A 15,035-nucleotide genomic window follows, 5' to 3' on the forward strand; every position below is an offset into this window, starting at 1 on the left:
CCCCAGCTGTCCTGCCGTGACACCCGCGGCAGCGTCAACCATGCCGCCGAACATGCGGCACCAGAAAGGAATCCGTAGTGACAGTAGTGTCCAACTCGCCGGTATCCACCCCCGCCGGAGTCTTCGGTCGTTCGCACAAGCTGAGCTCCCGTAGCCACGAGCAGGTCGTGTTCTGCGAGGACGCCGAATCCGGTCTCAAGGCCATCATCGCGATCCACTCGACGGCGCTGGGCCCGGCCCTCGGCGGCTGCCGCATGTACCCGTACGCCGACGAATTCGAGGCACTCGAGGACGTGCTGCGGCTGTCGTGGGGCATGACGTACAAGGCCGCGGCGGCCGGGGTGAACCTGGGCGGCGGCAAGTCCGTGATCATCGGCGATCCCACCAGCGACAAGAGCGAAGCACTGTTCGCGGCGTTCGCGCGCTACGTCAACACCCTGGGCGGACGCTACGTCACCGCCGGTGACGTCGGCACCAACACCGACGATCTCGACATCATGGGCAAGTACACGTCGCACGTCACCGGCCGCAGCGCCGGGGCCGGCGGCTCGGGTGACAGCGCGCGCCTCACCGCGCTGGGCGTGTTCAACGCCATGCGTGCCGGCGCCGAATCTGTCTGGGGCGCAGCGACGTTGGCCGGCCGGACCGTCGGCGTCGAGGGCGTCGGCAAGGTCGGCCGGGAACTCATCGCACTGCTGCTCGCGGATGGCGCGGACGTGTACGCCACCGACGTGAACGCCGCTGCGCTGCTGCGCCTGTCGAATGACCACCCGTCGGTGCGCCTTCTCAATTCGGTTGCCGACGCCCCGGTCGATGTCTATGCTCCGTGTGCCCTCGGGTCTACTCTGACGCCTATGAGCGCTGACACCATCGAGGCGAAGCTGATTTGCGGTGCCGCAAACAACCAGCTCGCGACGCCGGACGTCGAGCTGTTGCTCGGCCGCCGCGGGATCACCTGGGTACCTGACTACGTCGCCAACGCCGGCGGCCTCATTCAGGTGGCCGGTGAACTGCACGGCGCGGACCGCACCGCCGTCGAGGGCGACGTGACCCGGATCTACGACCGCTGCCGCGACATCATCGCCACCGCGCGCGAGACGGGCATCAGCATCGGCGCCGCCGCGAACCTGTTCGCCGAACAGCGGCTCGACGGAGCCATCTGATGGGCGCCGGCGGCGGGCTTTTCCGCACCAAGTCGGTCGAGCAGTCGATCCGGGACACCGATGAGCCCGACTCGAAGCTCCGCAAAGATCTGACGGCAAGGGATCTCACTGTTTTCGGCGTGGCCGTCGTCATCGGCGCCGGCATCTTCACCCTTACCGCTCAGACCGCGGGCAACATGGCGGGGCCGGCCGTGTCGGTCGCCTTCGTCATCGCGGCGATCACATGCGGGCTCACCGCGCTGTGCTACGCCGAGTTCGCCTCGACTGTGCCCGTCGCCGGCAGCGCCTACACCTACGCCTACGCCACCTTCGGTGAGCTGGTCGCGTGGATCATCGGCTGGGATCTGATCCTCGAGTTCGCGCTCGCGGTATCCGTTGTCGCCAAAGGCTGGTCGCAGTATCTCGGCCACGTCCTCGGTGGGACGGTGTCACCGGTGGTGCACCTTGGGTCGGTCAAGTTCGACTGGGGTGCGCTGGTGATCATCGCCATCGTCGGTGTGCTGCTGGCGACCGGAACGAAGCTGTCGTCGCGGGTTTCGGCCGTCGCCGTGGCGATCAAACTCTCCGTGATCGTGCTGATCCTCGTTGTCGGCGCCACCTACTTCAAGGCCTCGAACCTCACCCCCTTCATCCCGGCGGCGCAGCCCTCGGCGAAGGCGGATGGCGTACACCAGTCCATGCTGGCCTGGCTCACCGGAACCGGCGGCACGAGCTTCGGGTGGCTGGGTCTGCTGACCGCGGCCAGCATCGCGTTCTTCGCGTTCATCGGCTTCGACGTGGTCGCCACCGCGGCGGAAGAGACCCGCAACCCGCAGCGCGACGTCCCGCGCGGCATCTTCGGCGCGCTGGCCATCGTCACCGTCTGCTACGTCGCGGTGTCGTTCGTGCTCACCGGCATGGTGCCGTACACCGAACTGCAGGGAGAAAATGCCACCCTCGCAAACGGCATTCGCCCTCCACGGTGACACCTGGGCCAAGAACATCATCTCCATCGGCGCATTGGCGGGCCTGTCGACCGTCGTCATGGTGATGTTCCTCGGCCAGACCCGCGTCCTGTTCGCCATGTCCCGCGACGGCCTGCTCCCCAAGCGGCTTTCGCACACCGGCAAGCACGGCACCCCGGTACGATTGACCGTCATCGTGGGCGTGGTGTGCGCGGTTCTGGCGGCATTCGTGGACTTCGGCACCCTCGCGGGCATGGTCAACATCGGCACGCTCGTCGCCTTCATCCTCGTGGCGATCGGAGTGCCGATCCTGCGCCGCACACGGCCCGATCTCAAACGCGGCTTCCGGGTGCCTCTCGTGCCACTCGTCCCGATCCTGGCTGCGCTGTCGTGCCTCTGGCTGATGATCAACCTCGAGGTCGAGACCTGGCTTCGGTTCGTCGTGTGGATGGCCGTCGGCGTCGCGCTGTACTTCGTCTACGGCAGGTCACACTCGAAGCTCGCGCAGCGGAAGGCCGAGGCGCACAAGCACCTCAACGTCACTCAGATCGCGGCGTGAGCATCAGCTGCAGGTAACGCGAATCTCGAAGGGCTTGGTCACCATCACGGGCGGTAGCGCTGCCGTCACCCCGGTAGCGCTACCGCTGATGACGTAGGTGTCGCCATCCTTGGACGCCGTGGCCTCACCGCCCGACATGCCCTGCTGATAGCCGAGAATGACGCCGTTGACGTTCCCCAGGATCACCGAGTGCACCGTGGCGGCGTCCGGTGTCAGCACCACCGCCACTCCCGAGGCCTTCTGACCGATGGCGATGTTGAAGTTTCCGACGGCGTTGGTACAGACCACATTGCCCGTGATGTTCTGACGCACCCCGTCGACGGTCACCTCGGCCTGGCCGGGCGGCGGATTGCCGGTCGGCGGTTGGGTGGGCGAGGCCGTCGTTGACGATGCCGGCGATGACGTGGACTTGGTGGTGGTGGTGCTGCTGCTCGAGCTCGTCGTCTCCGACGGCGGTTTCTCGCCACTGCAGCCGGCGATCCCCACGACAACCGCCACGCTGACCGCACCGATCGCAACCTGTCGCCTCATGACACCCCTCTTGTTGTCGTCGCCAATCCCGATTCACCACATCTACGCCGTTGAACCGGTCGCCGCATTTCTTTTCTGAGATGCGACGACCGGCTCGTTCCGGTGGCTACGGCAACCTGCCTACATCGGCATGAAATTGCCGAACCACCAGAAGCCCCAACGCTCGATGGCCGGGCTCCACACCACGGACGCGCCCGGAGCCCACCATGGCGGGTTCGGTTGGACCGGCGCCCAGGGCGGCGGAATCGCCGGGGGCACGTTCGGTTCGGCGCTCGCGACGCCGCTGCCCAGGGTGCTCGGCGATACTGTGGAGATTCCGCCGGCCACGCCGAACAAGCCGGCCGCCAGACTGCCGGCGACGGTGGCTGCTGCTGCCAGTTGTTTGATGGTCATTGTCTCGTCCTTGCCTCGACTGCATGGCCTCATGCGTCAAGGTCCGCGACGGATGCGACATCGCATTCCTACCTGGCGAGCGTGCCCGACCCCCGAACGAGCGGACCTGGCGCCGTAGGCAATTGGTGAATACCCCACGGCGCCAGCGGTAAACGGGCCTGCGGTCAGTCGAGGCAGAACTCGTTGCCCTCCACGTCCTGCATGACGATGCACGACTCGTTGATGTCGTCGGCGGGAAGCAATCGCACGCGGACCGCACCGAGCGAGACCAGCCGTTCGCACTCCGCCTCGAGCGCCGCCAGTCGTTCGTCCCCGGCCAGACCGGTGGCCACGCGCACGTCCAGATGCACGCGGTTCTTCACCGTCTTGCCTTCGGGAACGCGCTGGAAGAACAGGCGCGGGCCGACGCCTTCAGGATCGACGCACGCGAACTTCGAACCTCGATGTTCGGGTGGCAGTGCACGGTCGAAGTCGTCCCACGATGCGAATCCCGGCGGTGGCGGCGGTACGACGTATCCCAGCACGTTGCACCAGAACCGCGCCACCCGCTCGGGTACCGCGCAGTCGAAGGTGACCTGAAACTTCTTGACATCAGCCATCATTCGCCCTCAGTGGTTCAGCTTACGAAGGCCGGCGACGGTGTCGGCCAAGGTGATGCGCGGATCGCGGTAGGTGACACCGAGTTCGCGCTCGCTCGGGGTGTCGTCCGAGTCGGGCATCTGGGTGTAGTACTGCATCGCGGCCTCGGTGAACGGCGTCTGGAACGGCAACAATGGTCCCAGCCGATCAAGTACCTGGCCGGCCAGCCGCAGCACCGTGTCGGGAACCGGAACGGAGAACATGGTCTTGTCGCCGACTTCGCTCAACAGCCGAGCCAGCTCGTCCACCGGGATCCGATGGCCGCCGGCCATGTAGCGGCGGGGTCCCTTGCCCGGCTTCAGCAACGCCGCGTGGAGCTCGGCCAGATCCCGACCGTCGACCACCGTCCAGGCAGCGCTGCGGCCGGGAATCGCGCCGAGTTGAAGTGCCTGCGCCACGCCTTCGCCGGCCTCGCCGAACTGGTTGCCGACCGGCGGACCCATGACCATGCCGGGATAGGTGATGTTCACCGGCGCCCCGGCGTCCTGCATGCCGCGGGCGTAGATCTCGACCTGGGCTTTGGAACGTCCGTAGCCGTCGGTGCCGCCGAACACCGGAAGGTCGGCCTCGAGCTTGTCCACGTCGGGATTGAACAGCGCGGTGATGCTCGAGACGTGGATGATCGGATCGAGGCCCAGCTCCACAGCGCCGCCCAGTACGTTGCGCGCACCGTCCATGTTGGTACTCAGCATCTGCGCCGCCTGGTTCGGATCGGTGGCGACCAGCGCCGCGGCGTGCAGCACGGCGTCGCACCCGTCCAGCGCGCGCAGCACCGAGTCGCGATCGGTGATGTCGCCGACCACGTGGTCAGAGACGTCGACGCCCAATTGGGCCACGCTGGTCTGCAACCGAGCCGCGTTGCGCACCAGGAACCGGACCGAATGCCCCTTGTCCGCAATGGCTTTCGCACTCCAACCACCGACGAATCCGGTCCCGCCCGTGACCAGCACCCGCATGACGCCTACCCCCTCCGAAGTGAACTGCCGCTGCCCAGACGCTAGTACCTGCCATCACGCCGCAGGGCGGATCCGCGCGATGTGGACATCACTCGGACAACACGCCCGATTCCAATCGCGCGACCCCCTACGCGCGCATCTCGACGTGAGGCAACAGGCCGACAAGTGCCGCGGCGTTCGGCTATCCCTGGACACAGCGCAGTAGCATCAGGACGACTTCTTGACCACGCTCGACTTGAGCTGCAGACGCCCGAAACCGGGCACGTTTGCGTCGATGTCGTGGTCGCCGACGCCGTCGGTGATGAGCGTGATGCCGCGGACCTTGGTGCCCACCTTGATCGCACCGCCACCGCCGCCCGACACCTTGACGCTTTTCACGAGCGTGACGCTGTCGCCGTCGGCCAGCACGTTGCCCACAGCGTCCCTCACCACTCGCCCGGCATCGGCGTCGCCGGCATCACCGTCAGCCCACTCGTGGCCGCACATGGGACATGCGTACAACGCACCGGATTCGTAGGTGTACTCGCTCGTACACTCTGGGCACGGGGGCGTCGCGGCTGTCTCTGTCATGCGATGAGTATGGCAACACCGTCAGCGCCGCGGCGATGCCGTGGAGCACGCCGCGCCCCGTTCGGCGAGCAGCCGGGCAGTTGCTTCGCCGATGCCACTGCTGGCGCCCGTGATGGCGACGACTTTGCCTGCGATACCGGTCATCTCAGCCCTGTCTACGCGCCGTGCCCCGGGCTGAGATCCTTCACATCGTCGAAGAACACCGGCTTGCCCCCGGTGCCGGAATCACCGCCCGCGACAGGTGCCAGCAGATGACCCACGTGGTCGCCCATGTCGAATCTCGCGATGATCTCGCCGACGAACCAGGCCAGCGCGGAATCGAGGACCGCAGAGCCTTCCGGCCCGACATGCCAGGCGCAGCGCTCGAATTTGTCGACGGCATCGCCCGTCTCACCGCCGAACAGCTCGGCCAGCTTCAACTCGTCGCGCGGCAGCAGGTGCACCGCAAGGTGAGTGGCCGTCCGCGCGATCGAGGTCGTGTGATTCGCCGTGGACAGCCCGACGAGGAACCTCGGCGGGTCGATGCTGGCCTGCGTGGCGAAGCCCACCAGGCATCCGGCGGTCTGACCGCCGGCCTGCACCGTGACCACGAACATCGGGTAGTCGAGCAGGTCGACGAAATCATCAAATGCGGTCTCTGGTTTCATCACCGGTCCTGGCCTCGGGTTTTGGGATACCTGAGTTGGGGTAGCCACTGCTCATTCTTGCAAACCGTCAACGGGTGCCGTCGATGGTCGATACCGGAGATGGGAGTCCTGCGTGAAGGCAGTTACCTGGCATGGCCGACGAGACGTCCGAGTCGACACCGTGCCCGACCCCGAGATCGAAGCGCCAACCGACGCCATCATCGAAGTCACCTCGACCAACATCTGCGGATCGGATCTGCACCTGTACGAGGTGCTCGGGGCGTTCATGCACGAGGGCGACATCCTCGGGCACGAACCCATGGGCATCGTTCGCGAGGTCGGCAGCGACGTCGACGGGTTGTCCGTCGGTGACCGGGTCGTCGTGCCGTTCCAGATTTCCTGCGGGCACTGCTACATGTGCGGCCAGCAGCTCTACACCCAGTGCGAGACCACGCAGGTTCGCGACCACGGCAAAGGTGCCGCGCTGTTCGGCTATTCGGAACTGTACGGGCAGATACCGGGCGGCCAAGCCGAATACCTCCGCGTGCCGCAGGCCCAGTTCACCCACATCAAAGTGCCTGAGGGACCGCCGGATTCGCGATTCGTCTACCTGTCGGACGTGCTGCCCACGGCGTGGCAGGCTGTCGCCTACGCCGACATTCCCGACGGCGGGAGCGTCACGGTGCTCGGGCTGGGGCCGATCGGCGACATGTGTGCGCGCATCGCCCAGCATCTCGGCTATCGGGTGATCGCCGTCGACCGGGTTCCGGAACGGTTGGCGCGGGCATCGGTGCACGGTATCCACACCGTCGACCTCGACACCGTCGACGGCAGCATCGGCGACACCATCCGGGCGCTGACCGACGGCCGCGGCACCGACTCGGTGATCGATGCGGTAGGCATGGAGGCCCACGGATCGCCTGTGGCCCAGGCACTTCAGCGCATGACGGCGACGCTGCCCGACATGGTGGCCAAGCCGATGATGCAGAACTTCGGGGTCGATCGACTTCATGCGCTCTACTCGGCCATCGACATCGTCCGCCGCGGCGGGACCATCTCGTTGATCGGCGTGTACGGCGGCATGTCGGACCCGCTACCGATGATGACGCTGTTCGACAAGCAGATTCAGCTGCGCATGGGCCAGGCCAACGTCAAGAGATGGGTCGACGACATCCTGCCGCTGCTCGGCGACGACGATCCGCTGGGCGTCGACACCTTCGCCAGTCACGTTCTGCCCCTTGATGATGCACCACATGCCTACGACATCTTCCAGAAGAAAACGGACGGTGCCGTGAAGGTGATGCTCAAGCCGTGAGCGGAAGGACCGATGACACTACCCCGAATGCAACCCGACCCGGGCGCCATCGCCGAGGCCAGAGACATCGTCGGCGCCGTGGCGTCGGCGTTCTCCCATCAGGTCGTGGGCCAGGAGCACCTGCGTGAGACGATGCTCGTCGCGCTGCTCGGTGGCGGCCACCTGCTGATCGAGAGCGTTCCCGGTCTTGCCAAGACCACCGCGGCGCGCGTCCTTGCCGCGTCTGTCGGTGGCAGCTTCCGCCGCATCCAGTGCACGCCGGACCTGTTGCCCAGCGACATCATCGGCACGCAGATCTTCGAGGCCGACACCAACACGTTCACCACCCAACTGGGCCCGGTGCACGCCAACATCGTGTTGCTCGACGAGGTCAACCGCTCGAGCGCCAAGACACAGAGCGCCATGCTCGAAGCGATGGAGGAACGTCAGACCACGATCGCCGGCGTCGAATACCCGATACCCGAGCCGTTTCTCGTCATCGCCACCCAGAACCCCGTCGACCAGGAAGGCACCTATCCCCTGTCGGAGGCCCAGACCGACCGCTTCATGCTCAAAGAGCTCGTGCACTATCCGTCGATCACGGACGAGATCGAGATCATCGACCGCATGGACGCCGGGCGGTACGACCGCGCCCGTCATCCGGCCCCCGTGGTCTCGCTCGACGACGTTCGGCGGGTGCAGGAGATCGTCCGCTCGGTCCACCTCGACCGCGCGCTCGTCGCGTACGCGAGCCGACTGGTCGACGTCACGCGCAGCCCCGCCCAACACCTACCGTCGCACCTCGCCCGACTCGTCGAATACGGCGCGAGCCCCCGCGCAACCATCGCCTTCTGCCGCGCCGCACGCGCGCTCGCCGTCATCCACGACCGCGGACACGTTGTGCCCGAGGATATTTCGATGCTCGCACACCGCGTGCTGCGGCATCGGCTGATCCTCGGCTTCGAGGCCGCGAGCGCTCGGATCACGCCTGACGCAGTGGTCGACGCGGTACTGCAGACGGTCCCGGTGCCGTGAGGCCGACATGGGGAAACACCTCGACGCCGCGAAAATCCACATCGGCCGTGACCCCGGCAGCCTCCTGGAAGGCGGCCGCTACGCGCTGATCCACACCCGGAGCCTCGAGTTCGACGAACTACGCCCCTACGTCCCGGGCGACGACGTCCGGGACATCGATTGGAAGGCGAGTTCCCGGTCCGGCCACACCCTCGTCAAGCAATTCGTGTCCGAGAAGCACCACAAGATCGTGGTGGTCGCCGACGCCGGCCGAAACGTGTCGGCGCTCGCGCCGTCGGGAGAGCTCAAGAAGGACATCATCATGCACGTCATCGGCGCGATCGGACTCATGACGCTGCGCCGCTCCGACGAGATAGGCCTGGTGGCGGGAGACCGCCGTGGTTGTATCGACACCCGCCTGCGGCGTGGCGAGACGCATATCGAGCGCATGCTGCACCACTACCTGCAGCTCGCCGGCGAATCCCCCGCCCGCAGCGATCTGCTGGTCCAACTGCAATGGCTGGCCACGCATTACCGCCACCGGCTCCTGGTCTTCATCGTGTCCGACGAACCCGAGATCAGTGACGCGTTGCAGAACGTGCTGCGCTCACTGACCGCCCGGCACGACGTCCTGTGGGCGCTGGTGACCGACATGCCACCGGTGGGACCCGGAACCGGCCGCAGCTACGACGCCGCCGATGGACAGTTCCTGCTACCGCCGTCCGCACTCGACCGCGCCGTCACCGAAGCCTACCGGCGATCGGAAGACGAACGGCGCCAGAAGCTTTCGGAGTTCCTGACCCTGTCCGGCGTACCGCATGCGCGAATCGGCGCGAGCACCCAGATCAAACCCGCCCTGACGGCGATGACGGGGGTCTACGCACGTGCCAGATGACGATCTGCTGCGCTACGTGGTCGGCCCCGAGCCCTATTCCGGGTTGTGGCCGTGGCTTTCGGCCGCGCTGATCGTCTGTGTAATCGCCTGGTATGCCTGGCTTTTCACGGCGACGTCAGCGTCCCGCCGGATCGGCGACGTGCGGTTGATCCGAGTCGTGCGGGACGAGATGATCAAGCTGCGCGCGGTCCGGGACATTCGCGGCATCGCCAGGCGCCATCGATCGGGCGACCTCTCGGCGCCGGCTGCCGGGGCGGCACTGAGCCGAGAAGTCCGCCGGTTCCTGCACGCCGCGACCGGGCTCCGCGTGCAGTACATGCACGTCGGCGCCATCGCAGCCGGCCCGGCCGGCGCCGCCGCACCGCTGCTGTCCGAACTCGTCGACGTGCAATTCAATCCGCGATCGGACGTCGATGTCGACGATGCCTGCGCGACTGCCGAAGGGCTGGTCAGGCGATGGAGCTGACCTGGCGGATTGCGGCGATCATCGGGTGCGTCGCGCTGGCGGCGTGCGTGGCGGTGGCCGTGCTCTGGCCACACCGCCAGCGTCCCGGCGATCTCAGACCGCTCGCCAACACCGGCCGCCTGACGCGGCTGCCCGAATACCGCCGGGCACAACGCCGGAACACGATCTCGGTGTGGTCCGCCGTCGTGCTCCTCGTGGTGGGTTTCGGTGCCGCCGTCGTGGCCACGGCACGACCCACGGGTCTGCCCACGCTCGATCGCCGGTCCGAAGCCGCTGCGCCGCAGGACATCATGATCTGCGTCGGCGCCCCGGTCTCCGATTCCCCGGTCAACGCGACGCTGCAGTTCTTCGCCGATGCGGCCCGGGAATACCGCACCGAGCGGATCGGGCTGACGTCTGCCAATCGCCGTGTCGTCCCGTTGACCCGGGACTATCAGTACGTGGCCGCGGAGTTCACCGCCTATGGTCGGCAGATCAAGCGCAGCGACGCCAGACCGTTCGTCGCGCCCGTCCGCTACACCGGCTACACCCCGAACATCGAAGACCTCCTCGCGCTGTGCATGACCGGGTTCCCGCCGGCCGCAAAGGGCACTGCGACGCGCAGGTCACTCATCTACGTCGGGCCAGACGCTTCGAGCGGAGAGGCCGGCCGGCTGTTCGACGGCGCCGCGCTTCGAGACCTGGCTGCCACCAGCAAGATCCAGGTGAACGCACTCATCGTCGGCGCCGATGGGGGCACCGTTTCCGGCCTCGTGCACGACACCGGCGGCAGGTCGCACCCTGCCACTGATATCGGTGCGTCGTTGCGCGACATCACCCGCCATCCGCCCCCGGCCGATCGGACGAACGTCGCCGCCACACCGACAGAGACTCCGGACATCGCACTCGTGGTCGCCCTGCTCGCCGCCTGCGGTGCCGCATGGTGGCGACGGCGAAGCACCGAACACGCCGGCTGGCGGACGTGGCGCTGGGCCGGATTCGGCCTGACCGTGGTGCTGTTGATCGGCGCCGGCACGCGCCCGGCGATCGGGGCGACACCCCCGCCGCCCCAGACCGCAGGCGCGCTCGAGCCGAATGTCTTCCTGGTCGTCGACCGCTCGGCGGACATGGCGGCACCGGGACCCGACGGCCGCTCACGCGCGGCCGAGGCGAGTGCCGACATCGCGCAACTGATCGACCGCTATCCGACCGCGCGGTTCGCCGTCGTCGGATTCGCGTCCGGCCCAGCAGTGGAATGGCCGCTCTCGGCCGACGCGTGGAGTCTGAAGCCGGTCGCGACGGCTCCCATCACCTACCCCACGCCGGAACCGGCGCATACCGACGCCGGCGCGGCAAGTACGGTGCTGCGCTACCAGCTGCTCAGCGCAGCCCAGCAATACCCTGACGCCAAGAGCCTCGTGTATTACCTCGGCGCGGGGACACCGGAATCCGCCACTCCGCAAAGGGAATTCGATCTACCGGAAGGCGTGGTCGCGGGCGGGGCGGTGATCGGTTACGGCGACGACGCGGTCCCCTCGCTACGGGCCGTTGCCGAGCAGATCGGGGTGCCGTACGTGCCGCGGCCCGCGGCTGGGCTGCCGCCCGAGGCGCTCACCGACGTCGCCCGCCCCGTCCAATCGCCCGTCGGCTCGGGTCACAGTGGAACGGAACTCTATTGGGCGCTCTCAGGGCTGGCCGCCGTGCTGCTTCTCATCGAACTGTTCCTGACGTTGCGAGAAGCGGCCCGCACCCGACTGGACCGGGTACGACTGTGAACACCGACCGACGAAAGCTGCGTCGCCGACTGCTCCTGGGCTCGGCGCCCGTCGTCGCCGCGGTGCTGATCCTCGCCGCGAAGCTGGCATCTGTCGCCGTGGTCGGCGACTCGGCGGTCACCGACTACGCGAATCGGGACACCGCCGCGCTGTCCGACGACGTCGCAATCCTGCGGCAGTTCAACGTGATCGAACCGAACCGGACGTCGTACGCCGGCGGAAGCCTCGCGGTACTGCAGCACCGGCTCGGCGATGCCGACCGCGAATTCGGCCGCGCCCTGGCGCAGACCCCGGCCGACCGGTCGTGCCCGGTCCGGGTCAACCTCGAGCTGATCCGCGAAACCCTCGGCGATCAAGCCGCCGCAGCGGGCGACCGCGACGCGGCCGTCCGGCAGTACACCGCCGCCAGGGATGTGGTCACGCACGCGCCCGCCGACTGTTTCGCGGGCAACGCCGACCCCGATGCGCAGCGGCGCCGGATCCGCGCAGAGGCCCTGCCCCGGCTGGACGCCAAGCTCGCCGAGGCCGGCCCGCCGCCGGCCGCGCCGCCCCCACCCCCTCCGGCAGCACCGCCCCCGGCGCCGCCGCCCGCGGCCGGGGATGCCACGTCGACCCTTCCGCCACCGCTGCCCCCGCCGGACGGCGCCGACCCGATGCAAGGGCTGCAACAGATCCTGCGCGACGCGGCACGGTGACATCGGCAGGTGTGCCCGCGGTGACGTCTGGGTATGCACCATCGATGAGTGACACCGCTCTGTTGATCATCGACATGTTCAACGACTACCGGCACGAAGACGGTGAGGAACTTGCGGCCAATGTCGCCGAGATTCTCGATCCGTTGCACCGGCTGCTGACGGCGGCCCGATCACACCATGGTGTGGACGTCCTGTACGTCAACGACAACCATGAAGATTTCAGCGTCGGCGGCGAAGGCATCGTCGACGTCGCGTTGTCCGGGAGCCACCCCGAGCTCGTCAAGCCGCTGGTCCCGACACAGGGCAGCACCTTCCTGACCAAGGTGCGGCACAGCGTCTTCTACGCCACCGCCCTCGACTACCTGCTGCGGCAGCGTGGCGTCACCAGGCTGATCCTGACGGGTCAGGTCACCGAACAGTGCATTCTCTACAGCGCCCTCGACGGATACCTGCGGCACTACGACGTCATCGTCCCACCCGACGCGGTCGCGCACATCGACCCGCAACTCGGTGACGCGGCGCTGAAGATGATGCGGCGCAACATGGGCGCCGAGATCACCGAATCCACGCGGTGTCTGCCCTGACGCGTCGAGCGCGCGTGTACCGACCGTGACACCGGGTATGCGCCCTGTGTGAACACGACACCACCGATAACCCCCATGGACACCGTGGCCGAAGTTGCGGCGCGTCTGCGCGTGGATTCGATCCGGTCCAGCACCAGTGCCGGATCCGGTCACCCCACGTCGAGCATGTCAGCCGCGGATCTCGTCGCCGTGCTGATCACCCGTCACCTGCGCTATGACTGGCGCGATCCGGCCGCCGTCACCAACGACCATCTCATCTTCTCGAAGGGCCACGCGTCACCGCTGTTGTATTCGGCCTTCGCGGCCGTCGGCGCGATCACCGACGAAGAACTGGTCGACGGCTACCGCAGGTTCGGGCAGCGCCTGCAAGGTCACCCCACACCGGTACTGCCGTGGGTGGACGTCGCGACAGGCTCGCTCGGCCAGGGACTGCCCGACGGCGTCGGACTCGCGCTGGCCGGGAAGTACCTCGACGGCCTTCCGTACCGGGTGTGGGTGCTGTGCGGTGACAGCGAGATGGCCGAAGGCTCCATGTGGGAAGCGCTCGACAAGGCGTCCTACTACAAGCTGGACAACCTGGTCGCCCTCATTGATGTGAACAGGCTGGGACAGCGGGGCCCGACAGACCTCGGCTGGAACGTCGCGGCCTACGAGCGGCGCTGTCAGGCTTTCGGCGCCCGGACGGTCGTCATCGACGGCCACGACCTCAACGCGATCGATGAAGCCATGGCCGGCGTCGAGACTGCGGAAGCAGTGGACCGCCCGACGGTGATCATCGCCAAAACCATCAAGGGCAAAGGGTTCTCGGAGGTGGAGGACAGCCCGGACTGGCACGGCAAACCGTTGCCCGACGACATGGCCGAACGGGCCATTGCCGAACTCGGTGGCCGGCGCCGATTGATCGTGCGCAGCCTCGAGCCACCGACGCCCGCTCCGGCAGAGGAATGGCGGGCGGCCGAGCCCGTCGACCTCCCCACCTACGAACTCGGTGCGGACATCGCCACGCGAAAGGCCTACGGTGACGCGCTGGTGTCGGTCGGCAGTCGCAACCGGCACGTGGTCGCACTCGACGGTGAGGTCGGAAATTCCACCCACGCAGGCGAATTCGCGCGGGCATTCCCCGACCGCTACTTCGAGATGTTCATCGCCGAACAGCAGCTCGTGGCCGCGGCGACGGGCCTGAGTGTCCGCGGATACATTCCGTTCGCCTCCACGTTCGCCGCGTTCCTGACGCGCGCCTACGACTTCATCCGTATGGGCGCGATCTCGAACGCGAATGTGAAACTTGTCGGCTCCCATGCCGGCGTCGAAATCGGCGCGGACGGCCCATCGCAGATGGCACTCGAGGACGTGGCGATGATGCGCGCCGTCCACGATGCCGTCGTGCTGTACCCGAGTGACGCCACCAGCACCGTGGCACTCCTGCAATCGATGGCCGAGACACCGGGAATCTGTTACCTGCGCACCACGCGCGGCGCCTACCCGGTGCTGTACGACGCCACCGAGGAGTTTCCGGTGGGCGGCGCCAAGCTCCTGCGCGTATCCGATCACGATGACGTCACCTTGATCGGTGCCGGTGTGACGGTGCACGAATGCCTCAGCGCCGCAAACGAACTCGCCGGGAAGGGCATCACCGCGCGGGTCATCGACTGTTACTCGATCAAACCGCTCGACGCCGCCACCGTCGCCGCAGCCGTCGCCGCCACCGGTGGCCGCGTCGTCGTCGCCGAGGACCACCACCCCGAGGGCGGTCTCGCGTCGGCGGTTCTCGATGCGCTCGTCGCTCACGATCTTGCCGACATCCGCCTCGCGCATCTGGCAGTCCGCGGCATGCCCGGTTCCGGCACGACACGCGAGCTGCTCGCCTGGGCGGGCATCGACGCGGACCGCATCCGGGAAGCCGCGACGACGTTGATCGCCAAGAGCGTTGTCGACAGCACGCCGCGCTGAAG

The 15,035-nt window shown here is 67.4% G+C and carries 15 protein-coding genes and 2 pseudogenes; 10 read left to right on the forward strand and 7 right to left on the reverse strand.

What is annotated here, in order from left to right:
* The first annotated feature begins 77 nt into the window (after window positions 1-77).
* Entirely contained in the window at window positions 78-1,163 is a 1,086-nt protein-coding gene (locus ACJH6H_RS08230; RefSeq protein WP_212811386.1) for a Glu/Leu/Phe/Val dehydrogenase dimerization domain-containing protein, read from the forward strand.
* A pseudogene (locus ACJH6H_RS08235) lies at window positions 1,163-2,666 on the forward strand (amino acid permease). The gene ACJH6H_RS08230 and the pseudogene ACJH6H_RS08235 overlap by 1 nt, the downstream one beginning before the upstream one ends.
* A 3-nt stretch (window positions 2,667-2,669) precedes the next feature.
* Here the strand turns inward: ACJH6H_RS08235 and ACJH6H_RS08240 are convergent.
* The 7 genes and pseudogenes from ACJH6H_RS08240 to ACJH6H_RS08270 all read right to left on the reverse strand — a co-directional run bounded on the left by ACJH6H_RS08240 (window position 2,670) and on the right by ACJH6H_RS08270 (window position 6,405).
* A complete protein-coding gene (locus ACJH6H_RS08240) occupies window positions 2,670-3,197 on the reverse strand; it encodes a lipoprotein LpqH (RefSeq protein WP_406774618.1) in 528 nt (175 codons plus the stop codon).
* A gap of 120 nt (window positions 3,198-3,317) precedes the next feature.
* The gene (locus ACJH6H_RS08245; protein WP_406774619.1) at window positions 3,318-3,590 is read right to left on the reverse strand and encodes a hypothetical protein; all 273 of its coding nucleotides are present in this window, start codon (window positions 3,588-3,590) and stop codon (window positions 3,318-3,320) included.
* Between the two features lie 164 nt (window positions 3,591-3,754).
* On the reverse strand, window positions 3,755-4,189 hold the full coding sequence (locus ACJH6H_RS08250; protein WP_406774620.1) for a VOC family protein: 435 nt from the start codon (window positions 4,187-4,189) through the stop codon (window positions 3,755-3,757).
* A 9-nt stretch (window positions 4,190-4,198) separates the two neighbouring features.
* Window positions 4,199-5,185, reverse strand: coding sequence for an NAD-dependent epimerase/dehydratase family protein (locus ACJH6H_RS08255; protein ID WP_406774621.1), 987 nt, complete (start codon window positions 5,183-5,185; stop codon window positions 4,199-4,201).
* Window positions 5,186-5,392: 207 nt separating this feature from the next.
* A complete protein-coding gene (locus tag ACJH6H_RS08260) occupies window positions 5,393-5,755 on the reverse strand; it encodes a zinc ribbon domain-containing protein YjdM (RefSeq protein ID WP_406774622.1) in 363 nt (120 codons plus the stop codon).
* Window positions 5,756-5,803: 48 nt separating this feature from the next.
* Window positions 5,804-5,899: pseudogene (locus ACJH6H_RS08265) on the reverse strand (SDR family NAD(P)-dependent oxidoreductase); the annotation flags it as partial.
* An 11-nt stretch (window positions 5,900-5,910) separates the two neighbouring features.
* Window positions 5,911-6,405, reverse strand: a complete 495-nt coding sequence (locus tag ACJH6H_RS08270; RefSeq protein ID WP_406774623.1) for a flavin reductase family protein — start codon at window positions 6,403-6,405, stop codon at window positions 5,911-5,913.
* A gap of 109 nt (window positions 6,406-6,514) precedes the next feature.
* On the opposite strand from ACJH6H_RS08270, the gene ACJH6H_RS08275 reads away from it, so the two are divergent.
* The 8 genes from ACJH6H_RS08275 to ACJH6H_RS08310 all read left to right on the forward strand — a co-directional run bounded on the left by ACJH6H_RS08275 (window position 6,515) and on the right by ACJH6H_RS08310 (window position 15,033).
* The gene (locus ACJH6H_RS08275) at window positions 6,515-7,696 is read left to right on the forward strand and encodes a zinc-dependent alcohol dehydrogenase (RefSeq protein WP_406774624.1); all 1,182 of its coding nucleotides are present in this window, start codon (window positions 6,515-6,517) and stop codon (window positions 7,694-7,696) included.
* A gap of 12 nt (window positions 7,697-7,708) precedes the next feature.
* The gene (locus ACJH6H_RS08280) at window positions 7,709-8,710 is read left to right on the forward strand and encodes an AAA family ATPase (protein WP_346416186.1); all 1,002 of its coding nucleotides are present in this window, start codon (window positions 7,709-7,711) and stop codon (window positions 8,708-8,710) included.
* A gap of 7 nt (window positions 8,711-8,717) precedes the next feature.
* On the forward strand, window positions 8,718-9,584 hold the full coding sequence (locus tag ACJH6H_RS08285; protein WP_406774625.1) for a DUF58 domain-containing protein: 867 nt from the start codon (window positions 8,718-8,720) through the stop codon (window positions 9,582-9,584).
* Window positions 9,574-10,050 (forward strand): hypothetical protein, encoded by a 477-nt coding sequence (locus ACJH6H_RS08290; protein ID WP_406774626.1) that lies wholly within the window; start codon window positions 9,574-9,576, stop codon window positions 10,048-10,050. The genes ACJH6H_RS08285 and ACJH6H_RS08290 overlap by 11 nt, the downstream gene beginning before the upstream one ends.
* Window positions 10,041-11,804, forward strand: a complete 1,764-nt coding sequence (locus tag ACJH6H_RS08295; protein ID WP_406774627.1) for a VWA domain-containing protein — start codon at window positions 10,041-10,043, stop codon at window positions 11,802-11,804. The genes ACJH6H_RS08290 and ACJH6H_RS08295 overlap by 10 nt, the downstream gene beginning before the upstream one ends.
* Window positions 11,801-12,499, forward strand: a complete 699-nt coding sequence (locus tag ACJH6H_RS08300) for a hypothetical protein (RefSeq protein ID WP_406774628.1) — start codon at window positions 11,801-11,803, stop codon at window positions 12,497-12,499. Before ACJH6H_RS08295 ends, ACJH6H_RS08300 begins: the two co-directional genes overlap by 4 nt.
* Window positions 12,500-12,543: 44 nt before the next feature.
* Window positions 12,544-13,083, forward strand: a complete 540-nt coding sequence (locus ACJH6H_RS08305; protein ID WP_406774629.1) for a cysteine hydrolase family protein — start codon at window positions 12,544-12,546, stop codon at window positions 13,081-13,083.
* Window positions 13,084-13,158: 75 nt separating this feature from the next.
* Complete coding sequence (locus ACJH6H_RS08310) at window positions 13,159-15,033, forward strand: transketolase (protein WP_406774630.1); 1,875 nt, start codon at window positions 13,159-13,161, stop codon at window positions 15,031-15,033.
* The last annotated feature ends 2 nt before the right edge of the window (window positions 15,034-15,035 follow it).

This window comes from Mycobacterium sp. SMC-21, assembly GCF_045310825.1.
Lineage (GTDB): Bacteria > Actinomycetota > Actinomycetes > Mycobacteriales > Mycobacteriaceae > Mycobacterium.

What these genes read in the sequence shown, in the direction of transcription:
- ACJH6H_RS08260 (WP_406774622.1), bottom strand. Translation starts at nt 5,755, where the DNA reads ATGACAGAGACAGCCGCGACGCCCCCGTGCCCAGAGTGTACGAGCGAG.
- ACJH6H_RS08240 (WP_406774618.1), bottom strand. Translation starts at nt 3,197, where the DNA reads ATGAGGCGACAGGTTGCGATCGGTGCGGTCAGCGTGGCGGTTGTCGTG.
- ACJH6H_RS08295 (WP_406774627.1), top strand. Translation starts at nt 10,041, where the DNA reads ATGGAGCTGACCTGGCGGATTGCGGCGATCATCGGGTGCGTCGCGCTG.
- ACJH6H_RS08250 (WP_406774620.1), bottom strand. Translation starts at nt 4,189, where the DNA reads ATGGCTGATGTCAAGAAGTTTCAGGTCACCTTCGACTGCGCGGTACCC.
- ACJH6H_RS08310 (WP_406774630.1), top strand. Translation starts at nt 13,159, where the DNA reads ATGGACACCGTGGCCGAAGTTGCGGCGCGTCTGCGCGTGGATTCGATC.
- ACJH6H_RS08255 (WP_406774621.1), bottom strand. Translation starts at nt 5,185, where the DNA reads ATGCGGGTGCTGGTCACGGGCGGGACCGGATTCGTCGGTGGTTGGAGT.
- ACJH6H_RS08305 (WP_406774629.1), top strand. Translation starts at nt 12,544, where the DNA reads ATGAGTGACACCGCTCTGTTGATCATCGACATGTTCAACGACTACCGG.
- ACJH6H_RS08285 (WP_406774625.1), top strand. Translation starts at nt 8,718, where the DNA reads ATGGGGAAACACCTCGACGCCGCGAAAATCCACATCGGCCGTGACCCC.
- ACJH6H_RS08280 (WP_346416186.1), top strand. Translation starts at nt 7,709, where the DNA reads ATGACACTACCCCGAATGCAACCCGACCCGGGCGCCATCGCCGAGGCC.
- ACJH6H_RS08245 (WP_406774619.1), bottom strand. Translation starts at nt 3,590, where the DNA reads ATGACCATCAAACAACTGGCAGCAGCAGCCACCGTCGCCGGCAGTCTG.